The sequence below is a fragment of the Desulfurispirillum alkaliphilum genome (assembly GCF_055378285.1).
Genome location: NZ_AP042405.1, coordinates 2,498,326 through 2,521,805 on the forward strand (window position 1 = coordinate 2,498,326; position 23,480 = coordinate 2,521,805).

Consider the following 23,480-nt stretch of genomic DNA (forward strand, 5'->3'; position numbering starts at 1 on the left):
GCGGATGGCTACTCCTTCTGCAGCGTTGGAAAGGCCAGGCGGAAACAGGCGCCAGACGGTGTATTTGTAACGCTGATACTCCCCCCAAGGCTGTTTTCCATGATCATCCTGGAGAGATAGAGGCCAATTCCAGTCCCCTTGTCCGCCTTTGTGGTGAAGTACGGTTTGAAAATTCGCGGCAGAATCTCATCGGGAATACCACCGCCGTTGTCCTCAATAAGCAGGATGCGCTCCATGGGCGTGGTCTCCAGGCGCACGCGAATGATGCCATTATCATTGCGGTGCAGCAGGCCCTGTACCCGCGCCGCCGCTATGGCGTCAATGGCGTTATTGAGGATATTCAGGACAATCTGTTTCACCTCATTGGCAACGGTATAGATGGCACGATGCGCTTGGTTTTCTGAAGAGATTTCATAGAGCACACTGACGCTGTGCAGATGAAGCTGCTTCTGCAGAAGTTTCTCCACCTCCTCCACGGCCTCGATAATGTCAAAGAGCACACGGCTCTTGTCAGGGCGGAAGAAATCGCGGAAATCGTCGATGGTGCGGGACATGAAGTCAATATGATTGAGGGATCTTTCCACAGCTTCGCTGAAGACCGGTGGTGGCAGAATGCCCAGCTGATAATCCTCGCGGGCCTCCTGCAGTATGATGGAAAGGGCATTCAGGGGCTGTTTCCACTGGTGGGTAATCGCGCCGATCATCTCTCCCATGACCGCCATCTTTGACTGCTGGATCAACAGTTGTTCCTGGATGCGCTGGCGGCGAATGGCCACCTTGAGATCGCTGATATCCTTGACCATGGCGAGAATGGCCCTGGGATCTCCATTTTCATCATTCAGTGCCGAGGCAACTATCTGAACATCAAGCAGCCCGCCATCCCTGGTGAGATAGCGTATTTCAATCTGACACATGGCCGCAGAACCATCCATCAGGGATTCGAAGTGTTCGACCACCGTCAGGCGGTCATCGGGATGGAGAGAGTCCAATCCGACTTCGCGCAGCTCTTCAGGACAATACCCCAGCATCTGACAGTAGGTGGCGTTCGCCCTCAGCACCTGCCCCCTGCCATCAATGGCCACGATACCCACCGAGGAGTTCTCAAAAACGCCCTCCAGCAGGGTTTCCGTCTCCATACGCCGCTTCAGCTCTTCGGTCACCCGGCGCTCAAGGTTTTCATTAAGCTGCCGGATCTGCTCCTGGGCCTCATGACGCCGGGTCATGTCCGTGACCGTTGCCAGGGCAGCCGGACGGTTATTCCAGGTAATCAGGCTCGAATTTACGCGCACCGTGATCACCCGCCCATCGTGACAGAGAAGCCGCACGTCATATTCACTGGGAGCCTGCTGCCCCATCATGCGGCGTCGGTGGTAATCCATGGCCAGGGCCTGATCGTCAGGATGGATATAGGTCATGAATGGCGTTTCCGTGAGAGACTCCCGCCCGTATCCGACCATCTGCGCCATAGACTGGTTCAGGTAGCGCAGCAGGCCATCCTGGGTGATAATAACCCCGTCGTTGAGGCTCTCCATGAAACTGCGGTAGCGCTGCTCGCTGAGCAGCAGTTTTTCGCGCCACTCCTCCTTTTCCACCGCGATGGCCGCTATGGAGGCAAAACGCATGACCATAAGCTCCTCGTGGGGCTCGGGCCTGCGCTGATCACGGCAGTAAATGGCAAAGGTGCCCAGTACCTCTTCCGTCGAGGAGAGCACCGGCCAGGACCAGCAGGCATTCAGTCCGTGCTTGAGTGCCATCACGCGAAACGGGCCACTCCAGAAGGGGTCAGTGGCGATATCGCTGACGATCACTGGTTGCCTGCGATATGCTGCCGTGCCACAGGAACCGGAAGCCTCCCGCACCGGAACGCTGACGATGAGATCCACATACTCCGTTGGCAGATCAGTGTGAATGCAGCCCTGCAGCACCTTTCCCGAAGCGTCCAGCAGCATGAACGAACAGCGCGAATGGGGAATCTGCTCCTGTATGATAGCGCAGATAGTGCGCAGAATTTCCGATGAAGGCCGGGCCTGGGCGATGGCCTCCAGGACACCCCGCTCCCGCTCCAGCGTAATCTCCACCTGCCGACGACGGGTAATATCTTCTTTGACGGCAATATAGCTCATGATCCTGCCGCTCTGATTTAAGATAGGCGAAATGGCCACATGCTCCCAGTAGAGACTGCCATCCTTGCGACGATTCAGCAGTTCGCCCACCCATTCGCGGCCACTGAGCAGATCGCTCCACATGGCATCGTACACCTCAGCGGGCGTCTCCCCCGCGCTGAACAGACGCGGGTTGTTCCCCAGCAGTTCTGCCTGCGAGTAACCCGTCACCCGGCAGGTTTTCGGATTGGCGTACTCTATGAGACCATCAATATCGGTGATCAATACCGAGCAGGCGCTGTTTTCCAGGGCACGGCTCATGCGCCGCACCTCCTGCTGAGCCTGGCGTCGGCTGCGCATCTCAGGCACCAGTCGCTGACTGGACCGGTGCATGCGCATAAGCTGATGGAAAAGATACCAGGAGAGGCTGCCGGCGGCCACCGAGAACAGCGCGATAACCCAGACCCAGGAGTAGACCTGCGGGCCCCACTGACCCTGTGGTGCCATGGAGAAATACCACTCGGCGTCATGAAAGCGCAGGCGCGTGGTGACGGCATCATCACGGAAAGCCCTTTCATGGCCGGCAAATTCCCCTTCTGCCACAGGGCTCAGCGCCTTGCTGAGCCCCAGAAACATACCATCAAGGCGAAAGTCCACGCTTCCTGCTTTTTCCAGCATACTCGCCAGGTTAATCGCTGCCAGCAGTATGCCAGCGTCAGCATCTGCAGTGGCAGAAAGTGGTATCGCCATACAGACTTGAGCTTCATCCGGGGAGGGGAAAAGAGGGCCACGAAGGGTGGCGCTGGTGGAGCTATTCTGGGAAAGTCGGTGAATACTCTTCGACGTGAAACAGGGCACATTCTGCGCCAGTGAGGGAGGGTACACCGCGGCCAGCTCCTGGCGGGACACGAGCGCTATGGCAGAAATCGCATCCTGAGCCTGTAATACCCGGCTGCCGGTTGCCGCAAACCTCTCTTCTGACCATGGCGAGAGCTCAGCCACTTCCCGGGCTGTGGCATGCATCACGTGATAGCTGTCGAAGAGGGCATCTTCCAGTTGTTCACGCAGCTGCACAATGCGTTCCTGGCCTTCAGAGCGGGCCTGGCTGACACGCTGTTCCGTGCGGACCGATGCCAGTTGCAGCAGAAAAAGGGTTACCACCACGGCCACAGCCAGGGCCCCCGCCAGGGGGACAAACAAAAGCCTTTGTTCTTCTTTCGACAGAATACCCAAATTCCACCCCGTCAGCGATCAGGACTTACGCACCTACCAATCTAACAGGAAATGTTCTTCAGTGGAAACAAATTCTTATCTATCAAGTCTTTGCCGATTTTTACTGAATACCGGCAGATTCTGTGGCATCATATCCACCAATGAAGCCTTACTAAGGAGTCTTTCCCATGGCATATAAATACGTATATGGAGCACTTTTCCTGCTGCTCATATTCTCACTGAACGCCTCTGGGCGCACAGTCGGCAACTGTCAGCTGCGTCCGGGAACCCAGTGCCCCGGAGAAAACCTGATGGGAGCCAACCTGCGCAGCGCCAACCTGGCTGAGGGCAACTTCGAGGGCGCGCGCATGGAGGCCGCCAACCTCATGCACGCCAACTTCCAGGGCGCCAATCTGCGCGGCGTGAACTTTCAGTCTGCCGAACTGCGCAGTACCGACTTTCGCAACGCCGCCCTCAACGGAGCCAACTTCCGCTGGAGCCGTAACATCGAAAGCGCCCAATTTGACGGGGCAAATCTTGAGGAGGCCATCTGGGTCAACGGACAGGTCTGCGCTGAAGGCTCCATCGGCCAATGCCGCTATTGACAGACCCTCAGTGTCCAAGCACCTTTGAAAGCAGTATCATCAACGACAACTCCTGATTGGCGATCAGCGTCAGTACTCCCGCCGCAATCAACCCGGCCAGCAGAGCGAATTTTCCTCGCATCAGGTTGCGGTATTTCTTTTTCAGCCGATAGGTCCCCAGATAGTAGATATCCCGCAGGTAGGCATCGTACATCTTCTCCCGGTCCTTAATCAGCTCCTTGAACAGGCTCAGGTACTCCTCCTCGGAGATCTTGGAAAAGCTCTGATAGTGGTAGGGATCGATAAAATTGTGATCATACACCTTGGGCACAATGGTAAGCAGGCTGTAATAAATGCTGATGACACTGGTCACCAGCAGAACTTCCGGTACCAGAAACACCATGTTGGCGTACTGGGCAAGAGTGATGGTGATGACCACCGTGGCAATGGTCACCAGGGCACTGGCCTTCTGATCAGCCATCTTATTGTAATCCATATGTTTAGTGAGATTGGCCTGCAGCGCGCTTGCAGCCAGCAGACGCGGCAGCACCGGCTCTTCGACATTATTGTTCTGTACCGGTTCCGACATGATTCACCCCTTGCAAACAGTAGCTTGAATTCAGCACTTCATGATAAATTACCTGACAGGCGGACGCAATGAAAGTTACCTTCAGCACCCCAGGGGCCCGGCGAAATACCAAAAACATGCAGGCAACTGAAAGAATCCCGCGTACCGTGCGCTGCGGAACACGGATCAGACCACAGACGGGGTTTTCACCGTCCGCTGCAATCGACGGCACCGAGCACAACCTGTCAGTGATTCGACCATCAGGAGAGAACCATGAGCGTAAATGAAGCAGTTATCTGGGACCAGCATGCCGTACCCAGAGGTTTTCTGGGCACAGCGGGCCGGGTGCCCGTCAAGCCGAAAAACACCAGTCGCGATGACATGGCGATTATCTACTCTCCCACCCCGTGTACCGGCGCGGCGGTCTTCACCACCAACCGCGTCTACGCCGCTCCCATTGACATCTGTCGCCAGTCGCTGCAGGACAGCCGCGTGCGGGCCATTATCGTCAACAGCGGCAACGCCAACGCCTCCACCGGCCCACAGGGGGAAAAGGATGCCCGCGCCATGGCCGACACTGTCGCCAGATCTCTGCAGATCGGCACCGACGAAGTTCTGGTGGCCAGTACTGGCGTTATCGGCGTCCCCCTGCCCATGGATCGCATCGCCCCGGCTATCACGGCCATTGCCGGCAACCTGTCGCCCTATCGGCCACAGCCCCTTGCCATGGCCATCAAAACCACCGATCTCTTTGAAAAGTTCGATGGCGTACGTCTGCCCCGTGGTGACCGGGAAATCGTCATCAGCGCCATCTGCAAGGGAGCCGGCATGATCTGCCCCAACATGGCAACCATGCTGTGCTTTGTGCAGACCGACGCCAACCTGACCCCTGCTGCAGCCCAGAAGGCCCTGCGTCACGCAGTGGACCTCACCTTCAACCGCATCCTGGTGGATGGCGACATGTCCACCAACGATATGGTCAGCCTGCTGGCCAACGGCGAATCCCATACACCTGCCATGGAAGTGGATACTCCCGAGTGGGAGTTCTTCCGGGATGTGCTCACGGAACTGCTGCTCAAACTGGCCAAACAGATCGTCCGCGATGGCGAAGGTTCCACCAAGACCGTCCATATTGTCGTCAGGGGGGCCGCCAGCGACGAAGATGCCCGCACCGCCGCCCGCTCCATCGCCGACTCAAACCTCTGCAAAACAGCCTTTTTCGGCAGCGATCCCAACTGGGGCCGCATCGCCGCCGCCGTGGGCTATTCCGGCGCGGCCATCAATCGCTACGGGTACGACCTCTTCTTCGACCGCGAACAGATGGTCGCCGACGGAATCGGTCTGGGCGATGAGGCGGAAAAGCGCTGCGCCGAGGTGCTGGCCCAGCCGGAATTCACCGTTACCTTTGACCTGAAGCTCGGCTCCGGCACCCACGACTACTGGTGCTCTGACCTGGGCTACGAATACGTGCGGGTCAATGCCGACTACCGGACCTGACAGCGGCCATGGAGCACATCACCATCCCTGCCAGCTGCCGCCATGTCAGACTCGTCGACCACAACCAGCAGAACATCGGATTCGGCAGCTATGAGGCGTATCTCCAGTACATCACCCTGGCACCGCAGCAGCACCACCTCGACTACAGCGAATCCGGTGACATTCTGGTAGATTGCGAAAACCCGGTACTCGGCAAAACGGATGGCCCCATCGTCATCAATACCCGGCCAGTGAGCCAGTCATTCACCTTCACCCGGCGGCTGCTGGAAGAAGGTTTTCGGGTGCTGGTGGCTCCTGCCAGCCGCACCGCGCCTCTCTCTGCAGAACATCAACTTCCTGCTGCCCTGCAGTGCCTGGGCAACTACTCCCATATTCTGCTGACATCCCGCGAGGGAGTGGAACATCTGGCGCGCATGCTCGCCATGGCTAACATGGACGCAGCTTCTGCTCCACCGGTTCTGGCCATCGGACAGGGAACCCGGCAGACCTGCGAAGCCCGCAACCTGCGCGTTGAGTACGTGGCAGATACCTCGGAAGCCGCCGCCTTCGCCCGGGAACTCTGCCAGCACTACAAACCGTCCAACTCCAGATTTCTGCTGGCCCGCGGCGCCGGTGGCCGCGAGATTCTGCCCGACACCCTGAGGCATCACGGCTTTGCCGTCGAGGAACTGCACCTCTACCACAGTGAAGGCATCGCCCACCCCGGAGAGTTTCTCCAGCGCACAGTGGACAGAAAACCTGATTTTGTGGTATTTACTTCAAGTTTTGCGGCAGGCTACTTTCTGGACAGGGTCCGGGACAGCGGCATCCTGTGGCAGGTTCCCATCATCACTATCGGACCTCCCACCACAGCGACCGTAAAGCAGCGCGGATATCAGATTCTGGCCCAGGCCGCAACCTTTGACACCGACGGCCTGCTCAGCACCCTTCACGAATACACAGCAAAGTGAGTTGCCCATGAAAAAATTCACCATCTCCCTTGCCCTGCTTCTGATCGCCCTGATCACCCTTACCGCCATGGGACCATCCATTTCCGGCCCCACCGCCACTGTCACCGACACCTCCGGCAAAAGCGTGCGGGTGGAGGGACTCACCTACAATCACGCCCCCTTCATTCAGGGCAAACTTGGTTCCGCCGATATCCGCATTGAACTGCCAAAAATCCGCCAGATCGACATAGAACAGGACGAAATGGTCATCCAGACTGGCAGCGATACGCTGCGTATTCTGCACGGCCATGGCACCTTCTCCGGTAAGACCGGTTTTGGCAGCTACACCATTGCCGCCTCTCAGGTGCGGCAGATCACTATAGAACGCTAATCATACGTCATTTTTATACTCGGAGGATTTATGGCAGGTCATTCCAAATGGGCCAACATCAGACATCGCAAAGGCGCACAGGACGCCAAACGTGGCAAAATTTTCACCAAGGTCGCCAAGGAGATTGCCATCGCGGCACGCAACGGCGCTGACCCGGATATGAACCCCGCCCTGCGACTGGCCCTGCAGAAAGCCAAAGGCGTCAACATGCCCAATGACAACGTGCAGCGCGCCATCAAGCGCGGTATCGGCGGCATGGATGGCGACAACTATGAATCCATTACCTACGAAGGCTACGCCCCTGGCGGCATCGCCGTTATGGTGGAGTCCCTGACCGATAACAAGAACCGCACCGTCGCCGAAGTTCGGCACATCTTCAGCAAGCGCGGCGGCTCCCTCGGCGAGTCGGGTTGCGTGGGCTACCTGTTCAGCCGCAAGGGTGTCATCACCGTCAACGCCGAGTCTGCCAGCGAGGACGATGTCATGCTGGTGGCCCTGGATGCCGGTGCCGAAGATGTGAAAAGTGGCGATGGCATGTTTGAGATCATCGCGGCGGCTGAAGACTTCATGGCCGTGCGCGACGCCATGGAAGAGGCAGGTATTCCCATTGAAACCGCAGAGATGAACATGGTACCCGCCACCACCATCACGGTGGAGGATGAGAAAATCGCCACCCAGGTGCTCAGCCTCATGGAAGCCCTGGAAGACTGCGATGATGTGCAGAATGTCTATATGAACTTTGACATTGACGACGCGCTGATGGAACAGCTGAACCCGTGATCCTGCTGGGAATTGATCCGGGAACCCGTATAACTGGGTACGGGATAGTGGAAGCACGGGGCAATCAGCTTCTGCACCGTGCCCACGGCGCCATACGCCCACCCGTCGATCTCCCCTTTCCCCAGCGTATGCTCCACCTGCAGCAGGGTCTGGACGAAGTACTGCGGGAGCACTCACCGGCCCACGTCTGTATTGAGGAAGTCTTTCTGGCCCAGAATCCTCAGTCGGCCCTGAAACTGGGCCACGCCCGGGGAGTCCTGATGATCACCTGCCTCAGCCGAGGCCTGGATGTGGTGGAACTGAGCGCCCTGCAGATCAAGCAGAGTGTCACCGGTTACGGCAAGGCACCCAAGGAGCAGGTGGGCCGCATGGTGCAGATGCTCCTGAGCCTCGCCACACTGCCGAAACCCGAAGATGCCGCGGACGCGCTGGCAGCTGCCATCGCCCTCTCCCAGCACATTGCCCACCAGCAGGCCATTGGCCGCACCAACCTTCGCGGAGCACACCGATGATTTCCCTCGTCAGCGGCACGGTACACAGTCTCACCCAGGATCGCGCCACCATACTGACCTCCGGTGGAGTCGGCTACGAACTCTCCATCCCCGCCTCCCTGGCTACCTCGCTGAAGGTGGATCAGACGGTGAGCATTCAGACCTGGATGGGCGTCAAAGAAGATGCCATCACCCTGTATGGATTCAGCAGCAGTGAAGAGAAAGCCCTCTTCCTGCTCCTCATGAAAGTCTCCGGCATCGGAGCGAAGATTGCCCTGGCCGCAGTGGGCACCCTGAACACGCAGCAGCTGGGCAACGCCATCGCCATGGGCGACATCGCCACGATTCAGCGTATTCCCGGTGTGGGCAAGAAAGTGGCTGAAAAGATCGCCCTGGAACTCAAGGACAAGGTCACTCCCGCTGCCGCCACCAGCAGCGCGCCCCAGCCCTTTACCGGCACCACTTCCGGGACACCATCGGTCTTTGCCGATGCGGTACAGGGCCTGATCGCCCTGGGACTGCGCCGCGAAGAAGCCGACAGCGCCGCGCGCCGCGCCATGGCAGCCGGAGCCGACAGTGAAACCTCTATTATCCGTGAAGTACTCAGACAGCGGGGCCATCAATGAGCGAAGAACGCCTGATCAGCGGACAGCTACACGAAGAAGACCAGCAGGAACTGCGCCTGCGACCGGAGAACCTGTCCCAGTATATCGGCCAGCAGCGCCTCAAGGACAACCTCTCCGTCTTTCTCCAGGCAGCCAAAGGCCGTGGAGAGCCAGTGGACCATATCCTCTTTTCCGGCCCGCCGGGACTGGGCAAGACCACCATCGCCCATATCATCGCCAATGAGATGGGCGTCAATATCCGCTCCACCTCCGGCCCGGTCATCGAAAAATCCGCCGACCTGGCCGCCATCCTCACCAACCTGCAGTCAGGCGACGTACTCTTCATCGATGAAATTCACCGTCTGAATACCTCCGTCGAAGAGATCCTCTACCCCGCCATGGAGGACTTCCAGCTGGATATCATCATCGGACAGGGGCCAGCGGCGCGCAGCATCAAAATCGACCTGCCGCCCTTTACCCTGATCGGTGCCACCACCAGGGCCGGACTCCTGAGTTCGCCACTGCGCGACCGCTTTGGCGTCCACAGCCGCCTGGAATTCTACGAAGTGGACGACCTGCTGGCCATCATCACCCGGTCCGCCAGCATCCTCGGTATAGCCATTGAAGGCGATGGCGCGCGGGAGCTGGCCCGCCGCTCCAGGGGAACTCCCCGCATCGCCAACCGGCTGCTGCGGCGCGTGCGCGACTTCGCCCAGATCAAGGGCCACGGCAGCATCGACCACGCCATCGCCCGTTACGCCCTGGAACAGCTGGAAGTGGACGAAGCCGGCCTCGACTACCTGGACCGCAAGGTACTGCTGGCCATTATTGAAAAGTTCAGTGGCGGTCCCGTCGGCCTGGACACCCTGGCCGCCTGTACCGCCGAAGAGCGCGGCACCCTGGAAGATGTCTGCGAGCCTTACCTCATTCAGCAGGGCCTGCTGCAGCGCACCCCACGCGGACGCATCATCACGGAAAACGGCTACCGCCACTTCGGGCTGAACTCTCCGCGCGCTGCGGAACCCCAGGGCCTGTTCGACTGATCAGCACCAGCCTCAGGAAAACGCCTGTCCCGGTTTTACCCCAAGCTTTTTGAGAATAACCGCCAATGGACAGAAACCCGTAAAGGCCGCCTGCAGCATGTTCAGCCCCACAAATGCCGTGAGCAGCAGCCACCAGGGGCTGATGGCATAGGTCAGCAGCACGCTGAGCAGGATAACCGTTCCGGCGAAGGCAAAGACAACGCGATCGATATTCATGGAACACCTCACAAAAAATACAAATACCATACAACTATATAGTTAATCGGAGCCATTGACAAGGAAACTTCTTGTTCCCGACTCACACTTTCTCCTATGATGACATCATCACGAAAACCCGATTCAAAAGGGAAGCACAACCATGATCGCGGATTTTTTCTCCTCGGGAATACCTGAACTGTTCTACACCAACTACTACCTGGTTCTCTTTGCCCTGCTGGCCATTATAAGCATCTTCGCTACCCGTTTTGCCACGCGATTCGGTGTACCAGCACTGGTGCTCTTCCTGGGCTTTGGCATGCTGGCGGGCAGTGACGGACTGGGGCTTATTGACTTTTCTGACGCCTACCTGGCGCAGTTTTTCGGCACTATCGCCCTGGTCATCATCCTCTTTGACGGTGGTATGCAGACCAGGTGGTCTTCGGTGCGTCCAGTTCTGGCACCTGCGCTCAGCCTGGCAACCATTGGCGTCGTCTTCACCGCCCTGAGCGTAGCCGTGGCCGCCAAGCTTATTCTTCCCATCAGCTGGCTTGAGGCACTGCTCCTGGGCTCCATTGTGGGTTCCACCGATGCCGCTGCGGTTTTCTCTGTTTTCAGTGGAAAAGCTATCAAAGAAAGACTGGCACGCACTCTGGAGGCGGAATCAGGCAGCAACGACCCCATGGCAGTCTTCCTCACCATCTCTTTTATCCAGATGATCCAGTACGAAGACACCAATATGCTGACCCTTATTCCCCAGTTTTTCTGGCAGATGGGAATGGGTCTGCTTATGGGATATACTCTGGGACGCGCGGCTGTATGGATACTGAACCGCATACGCCTTGACTCTGGTGGACTCTACCCACTCCTGGCACTCAGTCTGGCATTCCTTGCCTTCAGCGCCAGCGCGCTGGTCAATGCCAGCGGGTTCCTGGCCGTCTATGTACTGGCGATTATCGTGGGGAACGCCGATGTCCCTTACCGACACTCCATCTTTCGCTTTAACGAGGGCTTCGCCTGGATGATGCAGATCCTCATGTTTATTGTCCTTGGCCTGCTGGTATTCCCTGGCGAAGTGCTCAGCGAATTCCTTATTGTCGGCCTGATTCTCTCTGGCGTGCTGATGTTCATCGCTCGTCCCCTGGGAGTTGCCACCAGCCTGCTACCCTTTATCCGTATGTCCAATTTCCGTTATAGCGTGCGGGAGTATATATTCATCTCATGGTCGGGGCTGAAGGGTGCCGTTCCAGTCATTCTGGCCACTTATCCCCTACTGGCAGGCATAGAGCACAGTCAGAGCTTCTTTAACGTCGTCTTCTTTATCGTCCTCACCTCAACACTCATCCAGGGAGCGACCATCTCGCCCCTGGCAAAGCTGCTGAGCCTGGAAAGCAAGCGGGGGAAAGCGCAGAAATATACCATTGAACTGGTATCACTGGGGAAAGCCAACGCCGACATAATTGAATATTGTGTGAATCTTGAAGATGCTATTGTGGACAAGGAAATACGCGACCTGCTCCTGCCCAAGGGTACGTTGATCAACGCCATCATACGCGACGACCAGATCATCACTCCCACTGGACATACGAAAATCCTGGCCAATGACCACCTTTTCATACTGGTTGCCAAAGAAAATATCAGTCGCCTGAAACGGGTACTGACAAAGCAACGACTGGATATGGAGGGAGAGGAAGTCAAAACCTGACATGGTTGTTGCAACCGAAGATAGACAAGCGGCAGATCAGCCGAAAAGGACTCCGGCCGCTGCTTCCACGTTCACAATAAAGCTGATGCCATTGCCCGGCTCATTCAGCTGGCCTACTTCACAGGCAGTCTGCATCACCTGAACCGCGTGGGTATCGGGAACAATAGTGTAGATGACCTCTTTCATGGGCTCAAGGCGCATGCCAAAAACCTTCAACTGGCTGCGTGAACTGGCACCACGGCCACGCACAATAGACCAGCCTGCGGCACCTGCTTTTTCCAAAGCGGTAATCACCTCTTCAGTATGCTCGGCTCGCACAATACTGATAACCAGCTTGAGATCCTTATTGAACTCCATGGATGCACCTCCTGATACATAACGGCTATACTACACAAAATACGCTCGCGACACAAGGAGCGCCAGTTCAGACAGTCAATGCCGACTGCATCAGCTGTCTGGTGTAGGGGTGGCGCGGTTCCGCGAAGATGGCTTCCGTGGAACCCTGCTCCACCGCTCGCCCATCCTTCATAACCAGCACCTGGTGGCTGATGGAGCGGATCAGACCAAGGTCGTGGCTGATAAACAGGTAGGTCAGCCCGTACTTTGCCTGCAGCTGGCGCAGCAGGGCCATGACCTGGGCCTGGGTGCTCTGATCCAGAGCCGAAGTGGGCTCATCCAGCACCAGCAGGCGGGGTTTGAGCACCAGGGCGCGGGCGATGGCAATGCGCTGGCGCTGCCCACCGGAAAACTCGTGGGGATAGCGCTCCAGCATGGCGCCATCCAGGCCCACTTCCTGCAGCGCCCATTGCACCAGCTCCCGGCGCTCGCTGACACTGAACCCATGCACCAGCAGCCCTTCTTCAAGGATCTGGGCCACATTCATTCGCGGGCTCAGACTGCCGTAGGGGTCCTGCAGCACCACCTGAACAGCGCGGCGCAGCGGGCGCATGGCCTTGTGTTTTAACGCGTGCAGGGCGTGGCCATCAAAGTGGATCTCGCCACTGGCGGGCAGCAGCCGCAGCAGTGCCAGGCCCAGGGTCGTCTTGCCCGATCCGCTTTCGCCGACAATCCCCAGGGTTTCGCCCCTGGCCACACGCAGACTGACCCCGTCCACGGCGCGCACATGATCCACCGTACGCCGCCAGATACCCTTTTTGATGGGGAACCATACCCGCAGATCCTCCACCCGCAGAAGCTCCGGCGCGCCAGCCACCACCGGTACCGGCGGATGGTGACGTTCGGCATCCAGCAGCATGCGGGTGCAGCAATGGCGCGGCGACGTGAATATTTCCGTGCACGTGCCCTGCTCCACGATCCGGCCCGTCTGCATCACCGCGATCTGGTGCGCGTAACGGCGCACGATACCCAGGTTATGGGTAATCAGGAGTATGGCCATGTGACGCTTGTGCTGCAGGCGTTTCAGCAGCTCAAGGATCTGGCTGGCCACCGTAACATCCAGGGCGGTGGTGGGCTCATCGGCGATCAGCAACGCGGGATCGTTGGCCAGGGCCATGGCGATCATCACCCGCTGCCGCTGCCCTCCCGAAAGCTCATGGGGGAAAGCACCCATGCGTCTGGCAGCATTGTCGATACCCACCTCTTCCAGCAGGGCCAGCACCTGTTCACGAAGCGCCCGGCCACTGACGCCACGGTGCAGTTGCAGGGTTTCGCCGATCTGCTTTTCGATGGTGTGCAGAGGGTTCAGGGAAGTCATGGGTTCCTGAAAGATCATACCCACGGAACCGCCCCGCAGCTGACGCAGCTGACGGGGAGTCAGAGACAGCACTGGCTGGCCGCTGACCACAATGGAACTCCCCGGATCAACGGAGGCTCCTTGAGGCAGAAGTCGCAACAGCGACAGCGCGGTCACCGATTTGCCGGAACCGCTCTCCCCCACCAGGGCCAGGGTCTGCCCCCGCTGCAATCGCAGGCTGACCCCCTGTACCACTTCCATCGCGCCAAAGGATATACGCAGATTCCTGACATCGAGAATCTCCCCTTCAGCCAGGTTTACAGAGTCTTTTTCAGTGTCTTCGTGGGTCAAAGGCGTCACGGGTACCCTCTCCGAGAAAAACCAGCAGTGTCAGCAGCGTTGCCAGGGAAAAAAAAGCCGTGATCCCCAGCCAGGGAGCATGGAGATTATTCTTGGCCTGGGCCACCAGCTCCCCCAGCGAAGGCGAACCCGGCGGCAGTCCGAAACCCAGAAAATCCAGCGCCGTCAGCGTCGTCACGGCGCCAGTGAAGAGAAAAGGCGCGAAGGTCATGGTCGCCACCATGGCGTTGGGCAGCACATGGCGACGCATAATAGCCACGTCACTCACCCCCAGGGCGCGCGCCGCCCGCACATACTCCAGATTGCGCCCACGCAGAAACTCCGCCCGCACCACATCCACCAGGGCCGTCCAGCTGAAGAGCACCATAATGCCCAGCAGCCACCAGAAACCCGGCTGCACAATACTGGAGAGAATGATCAGCACAAACAGCACCGGCAACCCGGACCATATTTCAATAAAACGCTGACCCAACAGATCAATGGCACCACCAAAGTACCCCTGCACCGCCCCCGCAGCCACCCCGATCAGGCAGCTGGCGACAGTCAGGGCAAAGGCAAAGAGAAATGAGACGCGGAAGCCGTAAATCAGCCGCGCCAGCACATCACGCCCCTGATCATCGGTCCCCAGCCAGTTTTCACGGGAAGGCGGAGCCGGATGGGGATGAGCGCTGGCGTAATTGATGGAGCGATAGTGATAGCGCAGGGGAGCCCAGATCAGGAAACCATTCGCCTCGATAAGTTCCCGCAGGAAAGGATCGCGGTAGTCGGCACTGATCGGCAGATCGCCACCAAAAACCGTCTCGTCGTACTCCTTCACCAACGGCACATACCAGGTGCCCTCGAAACGCACCAGCAAGGGCCGCTCGTTGGCAATCAGCTCAGCACCCAGACTCAGCACAAAAAGGCCCAGCAGAATCCACAGAGAGTACCAGGCGCGGCGGTTACTGCGGAACTGCTGCCAGCGACGCCGGTTCAGGGAAAGGGGAACACAGGTCGGGGCCATGCTACTTCCCGACGGCCATAAACACCGCCTGGGATCGGGCCAGGCACTCATTGTCGCGCTCGCGCAGCACCTCAGCCTCAACATGCATGATCGTGCGGCCCATTTTAACCGGAAACGCGCGGCCAATCAGCGTATCACCCGGCATAGCCGGCTTCAGATAGCGCATCGTCAACTCCACCGTCACCGTCGCCTTGCCATCACCCAGGTGGAACAGACACAGGTGAGCCATAGCCTCATCGGCCAGCGTCGCCAGAATACCCCCACCCACCAGACCGGCACCCTGGGCCAGATCGCCAGAACTGCGCAGACAGAACTGCACCTCCTGGGGACCCATCTTCACAGGCTCAATCTGCAGGAAATCCATCAGGGGATTGGCACCCGGCTGGCGGTCGGCAATCCGGCTCAGATAAGGGGCAGTATCCATATACAAACTCCAGAAACAGCGTTGGATTGAAGCAATCAACTTAGCACAGAGCATGAAGAAAATTGAAGCACTACCGTGCGAAGAGGAAGCACCAACGAAAGACTCGGAAAAGCAGCTGGCAGAATGCCATACGTACGGACTTCCCCCACGCCAGGGCAGGTGCCAAGGACAAAATTCAAATGCTAATACTGGACACGATTCTTAATAAAGGACACCCACTTTGTACTTGATGATTCCGCCATATATTCGCTACACTCAACCAACAAACTCCCAGCAGGAGGTGCCACATGACCATTGCCAGAAGTCAGATTATTGCCCTGGATTCCACGCCCTACTATCACTGCGTCAGTCGTTGTGTGCGGAGGGCCTTTCTGTGTGGCATCGACAGCGTAACGGGGCAGAGTTTTGATCATCGCAAGCAGTGGATTCTGGATCGGCTGGGGATGCTGACTGAGGTCTTTGCCATCGATATCTGCGCCTACGCTCTGATGAGCAACCACTACCATCTGGTGCTGCGGGTTGACCGGGAGCGGGTGGAGGCGATGTCTGACCATGAGGTACTCGGGCGCTGGAATATGCTTTTTTCCGGTAATCCACTGATCAGGATGTTCCTGGCGGGGCAGAGGCTCAGTTTACCTCAGGAACAGATGCTAGCGGCTTTGATTCGGGATATTCGACCCCGCCTGTATGATATTTCCTGGTTTATGCGCAGTCTCAATGAGTGGATTGCCAGGCAGGCCAACAAGGAAGATGGCTGCAAGGGGCGTTTCTGGGAGGGGCGATTTCGCACCCAGGCGCTGTTGGATGAATACGGCCTGCTGACGTGCATGGCCTATGTGGATCTGAATGCCATACGGGCGGGGATTGCCGATTCACCGGAGCATTCTGACTTTTCTTCCATTCAGGCGCGCATACGGGCCTGGGGTCAATCTGCAGGGGAAGAAGCGGCGGCTCAGTGTCCGCCTTTACTGGGTTTTAACGACAGTGGAACTGATGACGCTCTGCTGCCTTTTACCACCCTGGATTATATGGAACTGGTGGACTGGACGGCGCGCAATGTGCGGGCTGACAAGGCCTGCGCCATGGATGAGGACGCGCCACCGATTCTGGTGCGCATGGGTATCGACAGTGAGCGCTTTGCCAAGCAGATGCGGGGTGAGGGCGGCAGTTTCCCCACCTTCATGGGAGCCTACCATTGCCTGCGTGATGCGGCCCAAGAGCGGGGGCTGCACTATGTGCGGGGCAGCGGCACGGCCAGGCGGTTGTTCTGCGGCGACAGGGCGTCGTAGCAGACTCCATGCTCCCATAGTCCCCGAGCAATTCAACCAGACAGGATTCTCAAAATGCCCACGGAAGTTTTATCATTCTGGTTTCAGGAGGTTGAGCCAAAACAGTGGTTTGCTTCTGATGCGGTCCCTGCTTCGCTGAGCAGCTTGATTCTGACATCGCAAGAAAACACATTCACCTCGTCTTTTCCGCAACTATTTCTGTGTCTTTGATCGCAACAAGGCTCACGTTGTACTTTGAACCCCACACTGAGTCGGCTCGGCAATGGATTGTTATTGACCAGGAACTGCTCATGTAATAACTTCTTATCTCATCCACTGAGACACACAAAACAAGCACAACAATCAAAACGAAAGATAACTAGGAATTATCGATGCAGTTTTTTGATAGAAAAAATACCGCTGTAGACGTATGGCTTCCGATAATTGGTGGTCCAATACTGAGTTTAGTCTTATTCTTGGGTATTTGGTGGTTAGATCCGTTTAGCCTCAGTCAACTATCCGGGATTCCAGCATTCTTCCTGTCAGTAATTGCTTTATCGATCACCCAATGGCTTGTGACTGTCCGAGAAATACAAAAAACAGCTGCAATCTCTGATAAAATTCATGATGCTGTCAAAAATTACCTGCATGTAACTCCAGTAGGCCTTCCCGAGGACGCGCTACGCTATATTATCGGCAGATTGCCCGCTGTAAGAGAGGTAATGAATACTTCCTTTACACTTGAGGTTGAATCAGAACGAAGTGATGAAAAGCTTTACCAGACAGAGACCTATAGCGAATTCTCACAGGCAATTGCAAATAACACAAAGCACCTTCTTTGGAAAGATATAGGTGATCACTTAGCTTTGAGACGGCTACGAACCATTCATGCTCTCTGTAATTGTTCTGTTGTACCGAAACATAATTTGCCACGGTATAAATATAAAGTCATCAACCACAGTGAACCCCAAATGAATTTTATTCTTTTAGAATATCAAGATGGAGGAGGGCGCGAGGTGTTGTTTAATTGGGACTTCCGTGGAAATGGGCAAGATCCAACTGTTTTGATTTCACGGGACAACTACATTGTCGAGATGTTCACTATCCACTTCAATTTGCTTTGGCGGCGGGCATCAGAAGATCATGACAACCAAGCAACCATTTCCGACTCGACACAGTAAGACGAAACACCAGAATTATCTGATTGAATATTTTTGAACCAGCGTACTAGCTCCTTCTGAGCATCTTCACTGACCAGATCATGTATCCACTGAATAGAATTATAAAAATATTCTAAGAACTCTTGAGGGTATGGCGAAACTCGATGAAAAGTATCAAAGCTAATAGTTTTGTTTTTGAATGAAGAATTGTTGATTGTTTCAAAAACCCTATCCATATCGTAATGTCGAAACTGAGTACTGCCTAGCACTGAAGCCTGCAAAGCAGAGTCAATTATTAATCGAGTCCTCTGATCCATTGGACCTAACCTCAGTAATGCACCATCATATTGGCGAACAATAAGGGCTCCTCCTATGGTTAACTTCTTTCTTATGGCCTCAAGTAGCTCATCAATGCGCCTCACATAAGGAAATACGTTAAAAGCCAGATAGACATCGGCTTCTGGTAAATCCTTGGCATGAGAATCGAGATTGATGCAAGAAAAGTGCATTTTTTGTGGCCACCGCATGCAACGCTCTTGAGCAATACTGAGGGCCTTTTCATCTGCGTCAATGCCATAGAGTTCGCACGATAAATCTGCATGCTGACTAATTAGGTCTATCCAAATACCCGGCCCGCAGCCGAGATCGACAATCCGACCTGGATTCATGCTGATTATGTCCTTAATGAACTGAGTCCGCTCAGGAAGCTTTGCTGCGTGATGCGCTTCGAGCCATGACAATGAACTCAAGGGCTTACCAGAATCATTACGCCAACTGGCCATACATATAATTCCTAGTTATCTCCTCTCCCCCTGTCAACCTGCAAGAGAGCTTTTCGCAATCCCTGGTCAGAAACATGTGTGTAAATCTCTGTGGTCGATATACTGTGATGACCCAGCAGTTTTTGAACATAGCGAATGTCCAATCCATTTTCCAGCCATCGTGTAGCACAGGTATGTCGCAACATGTGTGGCGTCACATGCGTTTCGATGCCGGCTTGTATTGTGATCCTCAGCAATGCCTTGCGCACCATGGAAGGAGTCATGACCCGTCCATTTTGAGTGATGAATAGGTGTTCACATTTTGAGATAATTTGCCTGCGCCTGAGCAGGTAACCTTCGACTGCTGCATAGGCAGAGGGTGACAGCAGATAGGCATAACGTTGTCGATTGCCCTTACCTTGGATTCTTATGCATTTATCGGCAAGCGAAACATCACTAAGCCGGATACTGGCAAGTTCACCAACCCGAATGCCTGTTTCAAGAAGTAAGCACACGGCCGTTTTTTCACATAGTATGTCATACTTTTCTCGTCCTTCCACGGGAACCACAGCATTCCTGAGGCGGGCATCATCGCCGCTGTCTATAGCGCGCGGAAGCCTTTTCGGGAGGCGGATGCGTTCGTTCAGTGAGTCAAATGGATTTGCTGCAAGCATCCCTTCCCGCCTGGCCCATTGAAATAGCAGTTTCAGGCAAGCCACACGGCGCTTGATTGTGGTTTCCTTCAGCTTTCTGCACTCACGGGAATGTAAAATGTATTCGCGCAGGGTTTCTTTATTAATGCCTGATAGTTTACTGTGACTATCAAGAAATCGAAGGAAGTCATTCAAGTCACCGGTATAAGCACGTAGTGTATGCTGTGATAGATTGATGGCCGACTGGCAGTGAATGAGAAACTGTTCGCAGGATTGTTTAAGTGTCGTCATGATGGTCTCCTGATGGGTGGCATAATTGAACGTACTTCCATTCAACCTCACCCTTTATTTCATTGCAGTTAAACTATGCATCAACAACATATGCAGAGAGAGCAGAGTCTTTCCCCTGCACACAACACCGTTGCTAAAAAACGCGCAGATCGAAAAGCAGAAATTCTCAACACATGTATGTTGCTCTGTCAAGAGGGTAGCTGATAATTCGTGTTCGGTTATTACAATATAATCATCTCCAGACACCCACTTTATACGTTTTTTAAACAGTACAGGAATCAACCTGATGGCCTGTATCATCCAAGTGAGCAGAACTTACATAAGGTGGTCTACCTGCTTCGCTGAGCAGCTTGAACTGAATACCATTCCGGAATATAATGAACTTGGCATCCCGACAATGGTCTCTCCTGGGAGTGCAGAGTGCATTGTCCTGCCATCAGCCCGGGAGTAGACGCCAAGGAGTCTTCCCCACGTGATCAATGCGATGCGACGGCTATACATCTGGCACGGCCAGAGCAGGGCATCTGTGGTCAGTAGCTGGGGAAATCGGCACGTGGAGATTGATGCTGGAGTGATCGACGTGACAGCGATCAATGGTGGAACCCACAAGGCTTGTTCATGCTTGCGTATACGTCGTCAGTTTTGCGAGCAGAGAAAATGCGGTGAAGTAAACTGCGCTCATAACACAGGACAGCAGAACGCAGCGATCATTCCACTCTGAAAGAGAATTGACAGCATATTACAGGGAGAGCCTCTTATGATTTACTCTGTTGAATGCACGTTTTCCGATCCTGTTGAAGAGGCAGGATGGAATGATTTCTATAGCTCAGAAAAGCTGCCAGCCCTGATATCCGTAATTGGCTTCCGCACATCACAGCGTTTTAAAGCGTTAACCAGCGGCTGCCCAGTCTATTTAGCGCTACACACCATAACCAGTAGCGATGTTTTAAACAGCAAGGATTATAAAGAACATGGCGGTGGTAATTTCGCACGCTGGCAATGCTTTATCACGGACTGGCACCGCAACGTATATGAGGGTCTTGATGCAGCTCCCCGTGTTGATGAAGCCTGTTATTTGCTCCTATGCAGCTCAGGCCCAGAACCACTGCGCAGACTGGGCACGAATCCCCATGCCATACGAGCAACCGCATTGGACAAAAACCCCGAATTTCGCTGGCTGTCAGTAGCCATCGAGGCTGAAATCGCCCACATTCTGCCAAACATGCCAAGTGATCTCCACCTCTACACGCCCATGGGCAAACAACTCACCAGTGACTAACAGCTGACCGCAGACAGATATCAGGGCACAGCATTCCCTGTTTCTCACGTACTGCAATTGCATTTCCCCTTCGTTTTTCATGTTGCGCGTGTTGTTCGCGACCCCCCTGTTTACAGCCCATTACCCGATGGTCTGGTGTTTTCACGGGCTTTCTGTGCTACTATCCCCACGTTATTCCCAGTAATTCTGCGCCCCAAGGAGGCTCCATGCCGCAACGTGACGAGAAGTCTCTCGCCGAAGAGATCCTGGCCCTGCTCGATACCTATGGCGAACCGGTGCCTCTGCGCCATCTGCGTGGAGCCCTGGGGCTTTCCAAATCCGATACTTCCATCCTGCAGCGGGTGCTGCTTTCGCTGTGCAAGGAGGGGCGCGCAGGGCGCGATACCTCCGATCGTTATTTCTCTGCCAGTTCTGCCCTCAAGGGGCGGGTGCAGGTGACGCAGACTCCGGGAACGGCTTTTGTGACTGACGAGACTACTTCCCATGAGTACCGGCTGCTTTCTGCCGATGCCGATACGCTGATGAGTGGCGACATCATCACCTTCCGCATTCTGCCCAACGGCCGCGCGACGATCAAGGAGATCGTACAGCGCGCTGTGGAGCGTATGGCAGGCGTGGTGGTGGTGGAGGGCAAACAGACACTGCTCAACCCCTATCGCAAGGGGATACCCTGGATTCGCCTCAATCGCACCAGTGCCGCGGCGGTCAGCGAAGGGCAGGGGGTGGTGGTCAGAATCACCAGCTATCCCGGTCGCAACACCCTGCCCGAAGGCGAAGTGGTGGAGGTGGTGGGCGATGCCAGCGACGCCATGGTGGAGCGCACCCTGGTGCTGGAAGCCTATGGTCTGCAGCTGCACTTCCCCCCCGAAGTGGAGCGCGAAGCCCAGGCGGTCTCGCGGGTGGTCAAGACATCAACCAGCCGCGCTGATTACCGCAAGCTGCTTACCTGTACCATCGACGGAGCCACGGCGCGGGATTTTGATGACGCCATCAGCATCGAAACAGAGCAGGGGAACTTCCGTCTCTACGTCCATATCGCCGATGTGTCCCACTATGTCACCGAAGGCAGCGCCCTTGACCTGGAGGCCCAGAACCGGGCCACATCGGTCTATTTTCCCGCCTACTGCATTCCCATGCTGCCGGAAGCGCTCTCCAACGATATCTGCTCCCTTATGCCCAAGGTGAACCGCTACGCCATGACCTGCGTCATGGATATCGACCGCCAGGGCAATGTGACGGGTTATCATATCACGCCATCCATCATCCGTTCTGACCGCCGTTTTACCTATGAAGAGGTGCAGGAAATCCTGGATGGCAATGTCCACGACCGGGCCTTCACGGCTGCGCTGGAACAGATGGCCAAGCTGGCGAAGATTCTGCGCCGAAAGCGCTTCACCAAAGGAAGCATTGACTTTGATCGCCCCGAACGGGAGGTGATTGTCGACGAGAAGGGGATGGTGCTGGACGTGCGCCGGGCGGAGCGGCTCTTTGCCCACCGGCTCATCGAGGAGTTCATGCTGATCGCCAATGTCACCGTGGCCCGTCACCTGGACAGCCATGGCTATCCAGGCATCTTCCGCATTCACGAGGAGCCGGATCAGCAGCGAATGGAAGAGTTCGCCCGCATTGCCTGGAACTTCGGCTACCCTCTCAAGGGCCGCAGCTACCACTCGTCCCAGCTGAACACCATCCTGGAGCAGAGCCGGGGCAAGCCCGAAGAAGACCTCATCAGCACCCTCATGCTGCGCAGCATGAAGCGCGCCGTCTACAGTCCGGAATCCGGCCTGCATTATGGGCTCGGCTTCACCCACTACTGCCACTTCACCAGCCCCATACGCCGCTACCCCGACCTGATCGTCCACCGCAGCCTGCGGGCATCCCTGGACACTACCAAGCGCGCCCGCCGCCACAAACGGCTGGAAGCCAGCGCCCCCCACCTGGCCCAGCACAGCAGCAGCCAGGAGCGCAAGGCCGCCGATGCTTCCACCCAGATGGAGCTGCTGAAAAGCGTCCAGTTCATGCGCGCCTTTGTGGGCGAAGAGTTCTCCGCCATCATCAGCGGCGTCACCAGCTGGGGCATTTTCGTACAGCTTCAGACCTGCTACGTGGAGGGCCTGGTGCACGTCTCCACCCTGGACAAGGATTACTACCTCTACCAGGAAGAGACCCATGAACTGGTGGGACGACGCACCCGCCAGCGCTTCTTCCTGGGTATGCCGGTGACCGTGCAGCTGGTCAGAGCCGACGTGGAAAAGCGCGAGCTGGACTTCATCCTGGTCAGCAGCGGCAGCCAGCCGGAACATGCAGACACAAAAAAAACTTCACGCAGCAAAGCCCCCAGGGCGCGGACAAAAAAAGCCAAATTGCCCTCGGCAGCAGCCGCGCCCCTGCCCCACAAACGCAAAGGGGAAAGTCGCCGCACACGCGGCGGAGGTACTCAGAAGCGCTGAGCCCATGGCGAAATGCAGAGGCAATGGAGCGGCTGC

22 protein-coding genes are annotated in these 23,480 nt (G+C 56.2%); 13 read left to right on the forward strand and 9 right to left on the reverse strand.

Annotation, left to right across the window (positions count from 1 at the left end):
* Positions 1 to 8: 8 nt before the first annotated feature.
* Positions 9 to 3,335, reverse strand: coding sequence for a PAS domain S-box protein (locus ACZ46I_RS11250; RefSeq protein ID WP_464280841.1), 3,327 nt, complete (start codon positions 3,333 to 3,335; stop codon positions 9 to 11).
* A 167-nt stretch (positions 3,336 to 3,502) separates the two neighbouring features.
* On the opposite strand from ACZ46I_RS11250, the gene ACZ46I_RS11255 reads away from it, so the two are divergent.
* Complete coding sequence (locus tag ACZ46I_RS11255) at positions 3,503 to 3,919, forward strand: pentapeptide repeat-containing protein (RefSeq protein ID WP_013505757.1); 417 nt, start codon at positions 3,503 to 3,505, stop codon at positions 3,917 to 3,919.
* Positions 3,920 to 3,926: 7 nt separating this feature from the next.
* Here ACZ46I_RS11255 and ACZ46I_RS11260 read toward each other — a convergent pair whose 3' ends face one another.
* Positions 3,927 to 4,487, reverse strand: a complete 561-nt coding sequence (locus ACZ46I_RS11260; RefSeq protein ID WP_013505756.1) for a Pycsar system effector family protein — start codon at positions 4,485 to 4,487, stop codon at positions 3,927 to 3,929.
* Between the two features lie 252 nt (positions 4,488 to 4,739).
* Between ACZ46I_RS11260 and argJ the strand changes: the two genes are divergently transcribed.
* From argJ to ruvB, 7 genes are read left to right on the forward strand one after another with little or no spacing between them, the layout of a single operon-like run.
* Positions 4,740 to 5,963 carry a bifunctional glutamate N-acetyltransferase/amino-acid acetyltransferase ArgJ gene (gene argJ / locus ACZ46I_RS11265; RefSeq protein WP_464280842.1) on the forward strand — a complete coding sequence of 408 codons (1,224 nt, stop codon included), beginning with the start codon at positions 4,740 to 4,742 and terminating at the stop codon, positions 5,961 to 5,963.
* A gap of 8 nt (positions 5,964 to 5,971) precedes the next feature.
* Positions 5,972 to 6,913 carry a uroporphyrinogen-III synthase gene (locus ACZ46I_RS11270; protein WP_464280843.1) on the forward strand — a complete coding sequence of 314 codons (942 nt, stop codon included), beginning with the start codon at positions 5,972 to 5,974 and terminating at the stop codon, positions 6,911 to 6,913.
* A gap of 7 nt (positions 6,914 to 6,920) precedes the next feature.
* A complete protein-coding gene (locus tag ACZ46I_RS11275) occupies positions 6,921 to 7,283 on the forward strand; it encodes a hypothetical protein (RefSeq protein WP_464280844.1) in 363 nt (120 codons plus the stop codon).
* A 30-nt stretch (positions 7,284 to 7,313) separates the two neighbouring features.
* Complete coding sequence (locus ACZ46I_RS11280) at positions 7,314 to 8,063, forward strand: YebC/PmpR family DNA-binding transcriptional regulator (RefSeq protein ID WP_013505752.1); 750 nt, start codon at positions 7,314 to 7,316, stop codon at positions 8,061 to 8,063.
* Positions 8,060 to 8,575 (forward strand): crossover junction endodeoxyribonuclease RuvC, encoded by a 516-nt coding sequence (gene ruvC / locus ACZ46I_RS11285; RefSeq protein WP_464280845.1) that lies wholly within the window; start codon positions 8,060 to 8,062, stop codon positions 8,573 to 8,575. The genes ACZ46I_RS11280 and ruvC overlap by 4 nt, the downstream gene beginning before the upstream one ends.
* A complete protein-coding gene (ruvA, locus tag ACZ46I_RS11290; protein WP_464280846.1) occupies positions 8,572 to 9,180 on the forward strand; it encodes a Holliday junction branch migration protein RuvA in 609 nt (202 codons plus the stop codon). Before ruvC ends, ruvA begins: the two co-directional genes overlap by 4 nt.
* The gene (ruvB, locus tag ACZ46I_RS11295) at positions 9,177 to 10,202 is read left to right on the forward strand and encodes a Holliday junction branch migration DNA helicase RuvB (RefSeq protein WP_464280847.1); all 1,026 of its coding nucleotides are present in this window, start codon (positions 9,177 to 9,179) and stop codon (positions 10,200 to 10,202) included. Before ruvA ends, ruvB begins: the two co-directional genes overlap by 4 nt.
* Positions 10,203 to 10,214: 12 nt before the next feature.
* Here ruvB and ACZ46I_RS11300 read toward each other — a convergent pair whose 3' ends face one another.
* Complete coding sequence (locus ACZ46I_RS11300) at positions 10,215 to 10,418, reverse strand: YgaP family membrane protein (protein WP_013505748.1); 204 nt, start codon at positions 10,416 to 10,418, stop codon at positions 10,215 to 10,217.
* Positions 10,419 to 10,560: 142 nt separating this feature from the next.
* Here ACZ46I_RS11300 and ACZ46I_RS11305 point away from each other — a divergent pair, with 142 nt between their 5' ends.
* Positions 10,561 to 12,102 (forward strand): potassium/proton antiporter, encoded by a 1,542-nt coding sequence (locus ACZ46I_RS11305; RefSeq protein WP_464280848.1) that lies wholly within the window; start codon positions 10,561 to 10,563, stop codon positions 12,100 to 12,102.
* Between the two features lie 36 nt (positions 12,103 to 12,138).
* On the opposite strand, the gene ACZ46I_RS11310 is transcribed toward ACZ46I_RS11305, so the two are convergent.
* The 4 genes from ACZ46I_RS11310 to ACZ46I_RS11325 all read right to left on the reverse strand — a co-directional run bounded on the left by ACZ46I_RS11310 (position 12,139) and on the right by ACZ46I_RS11325 (position 15,582).
* Positions 12,139 to 12,459, reverse strand: coding sequence for a P-II family nitrogen regulator (locus tag ACZ46I_RS11310; protein WP_013505746.1), 321 nt, complete (start codon positions 12,457 to 12,459; stop codon positions 12,139 to 12,141).
* A 67-nt stretch (positions 12,460 to 12,526) separates the two neighbouring features.
* Positions 12,527 to 14,056: an ABC transporter ATP-binding protein gene (locus ACZ46I_RS11315; protein WP_464281854.1), complete on the reverse strand. Its 1,530-nt coding sequence runs from the start codon at positions 14,054 to 14,056 to the stop codon at positions 12,527 to 12,529.
* A 70-nt stretch (positions 14,057 to 14,126) separates the two neighbouring features.
* A complete protein-coding gene (locus tag ACZ46I_RS11320; protein WP_464280849.1) occupies positions 14,127 to 15,158 on the reverse strand; it encodes an ABC transporter permease in 1,032 nt (343 codons plus the stop codon).
* A gap of 1 nt (position 15,159) precedes the next feature.
* On the reverse strand, positions 15,160 to 15,582 hold the full coding sequence (locus ACZ46I_RS11325; protein ID WP_013505743.1) for a PaaI family thioesterase: 423 nt from the start codon (positions 15,580 to 15,582) through the stop codon (positions 15,160 to 15,162).
* Positions 15,583 to 15,869: 287 nt separating this feature from the next.
* On the opposite strand from ACZ46I_RS11325, the gene ACZ46I_RS11330 reads away from it, so the two are divergent.
* On the forward strand, positions 15,870 to 16,871 hold the full coding sequence (locus tag ACZ46I_RS11330) for a transposase (protein WP_464280850.1): 1,002 nt from the start codon (positions 15,870 to 15,872) through the stop codon (positions 16,869 to 16,871).
* Between the two features lie 371 nt (positions 16,872 to 17,242).
* Complete coding sequence (locus tag ACZ46I_RS11335; RefSeq protein WP_464280851.1) at positions 17,243 to 18,031, forward strand: hypothetical protein; 789 nt, start codon at positions 17,243 to 17,245, stop codon at positions 18,029 to 18,031.
* Here the strand turns inward: ACZ46I_RS11335 and ACZ46I_RS11340 are convergent.
* Positions 17,992 to 18,792 carry a class I SAM-dependent methyltransferase gene (locus ACZ46I_RS11340; protein ID WP_464280852.1) on the reverse strand — a complete coding sequence of 267 codons (801 nt, stop codon included), beginning with the start codon at positions 18,790 to 18,792 and terminating at the stop codon, positions 17,992 to 17,994. The two genes, ACZ46I_RS11335 and ACZ46I_RS11340, sit on opposite strands and share 40 nt — an antisense overlap.
* Positions 18,793 to 18,803: 11 nt before the next feature.
* Positions 18,804 to 19,715, reverse strand: coding sequence for a tyrosine-type recombinase/integrase (locus ACZ46I_RS11345; RefSeq protein ID WP_464280853.1), 912 nt, complete (start codon positions 19,713 to 19,715; stop codon positions 18,804 to 18,806).
* Positions 19,716 to 20,472: 757 nt separating this feature from the next.
* Between ACZ46I_RS11345 and ACZ46I_RS11350 the strand changes: the two genes are divergently transcribed.
* Both ACZ46I_RS11350 and rnr read left to right on the forward strand, forming a co-directional pair.
* Entirely contained in the window at positions 20,473 to 20,994 is a 522-nt protein-coding gene (locus ACZ46I_RS11350; protein ID WP_464280854.1) for a sugar ABC transporter, read from the forward strand.
* A gap of 206 nt (positions 20,995 to 21,200) precedes the next feature.
* Complete coding sequence (gene rnr, locus ACZ46I_RS11355; RefSeq protein ID WP_464280855.1) at positions 21,201 to 23,444, forward strand: ribonuclease R; 2,244 nt, start codon at positions 21,201 to 21,203, stop codon at positions 23,442 to 23,444.
* Positions 23,445 to 23,480: the final 36 nt, after the last annotated feature.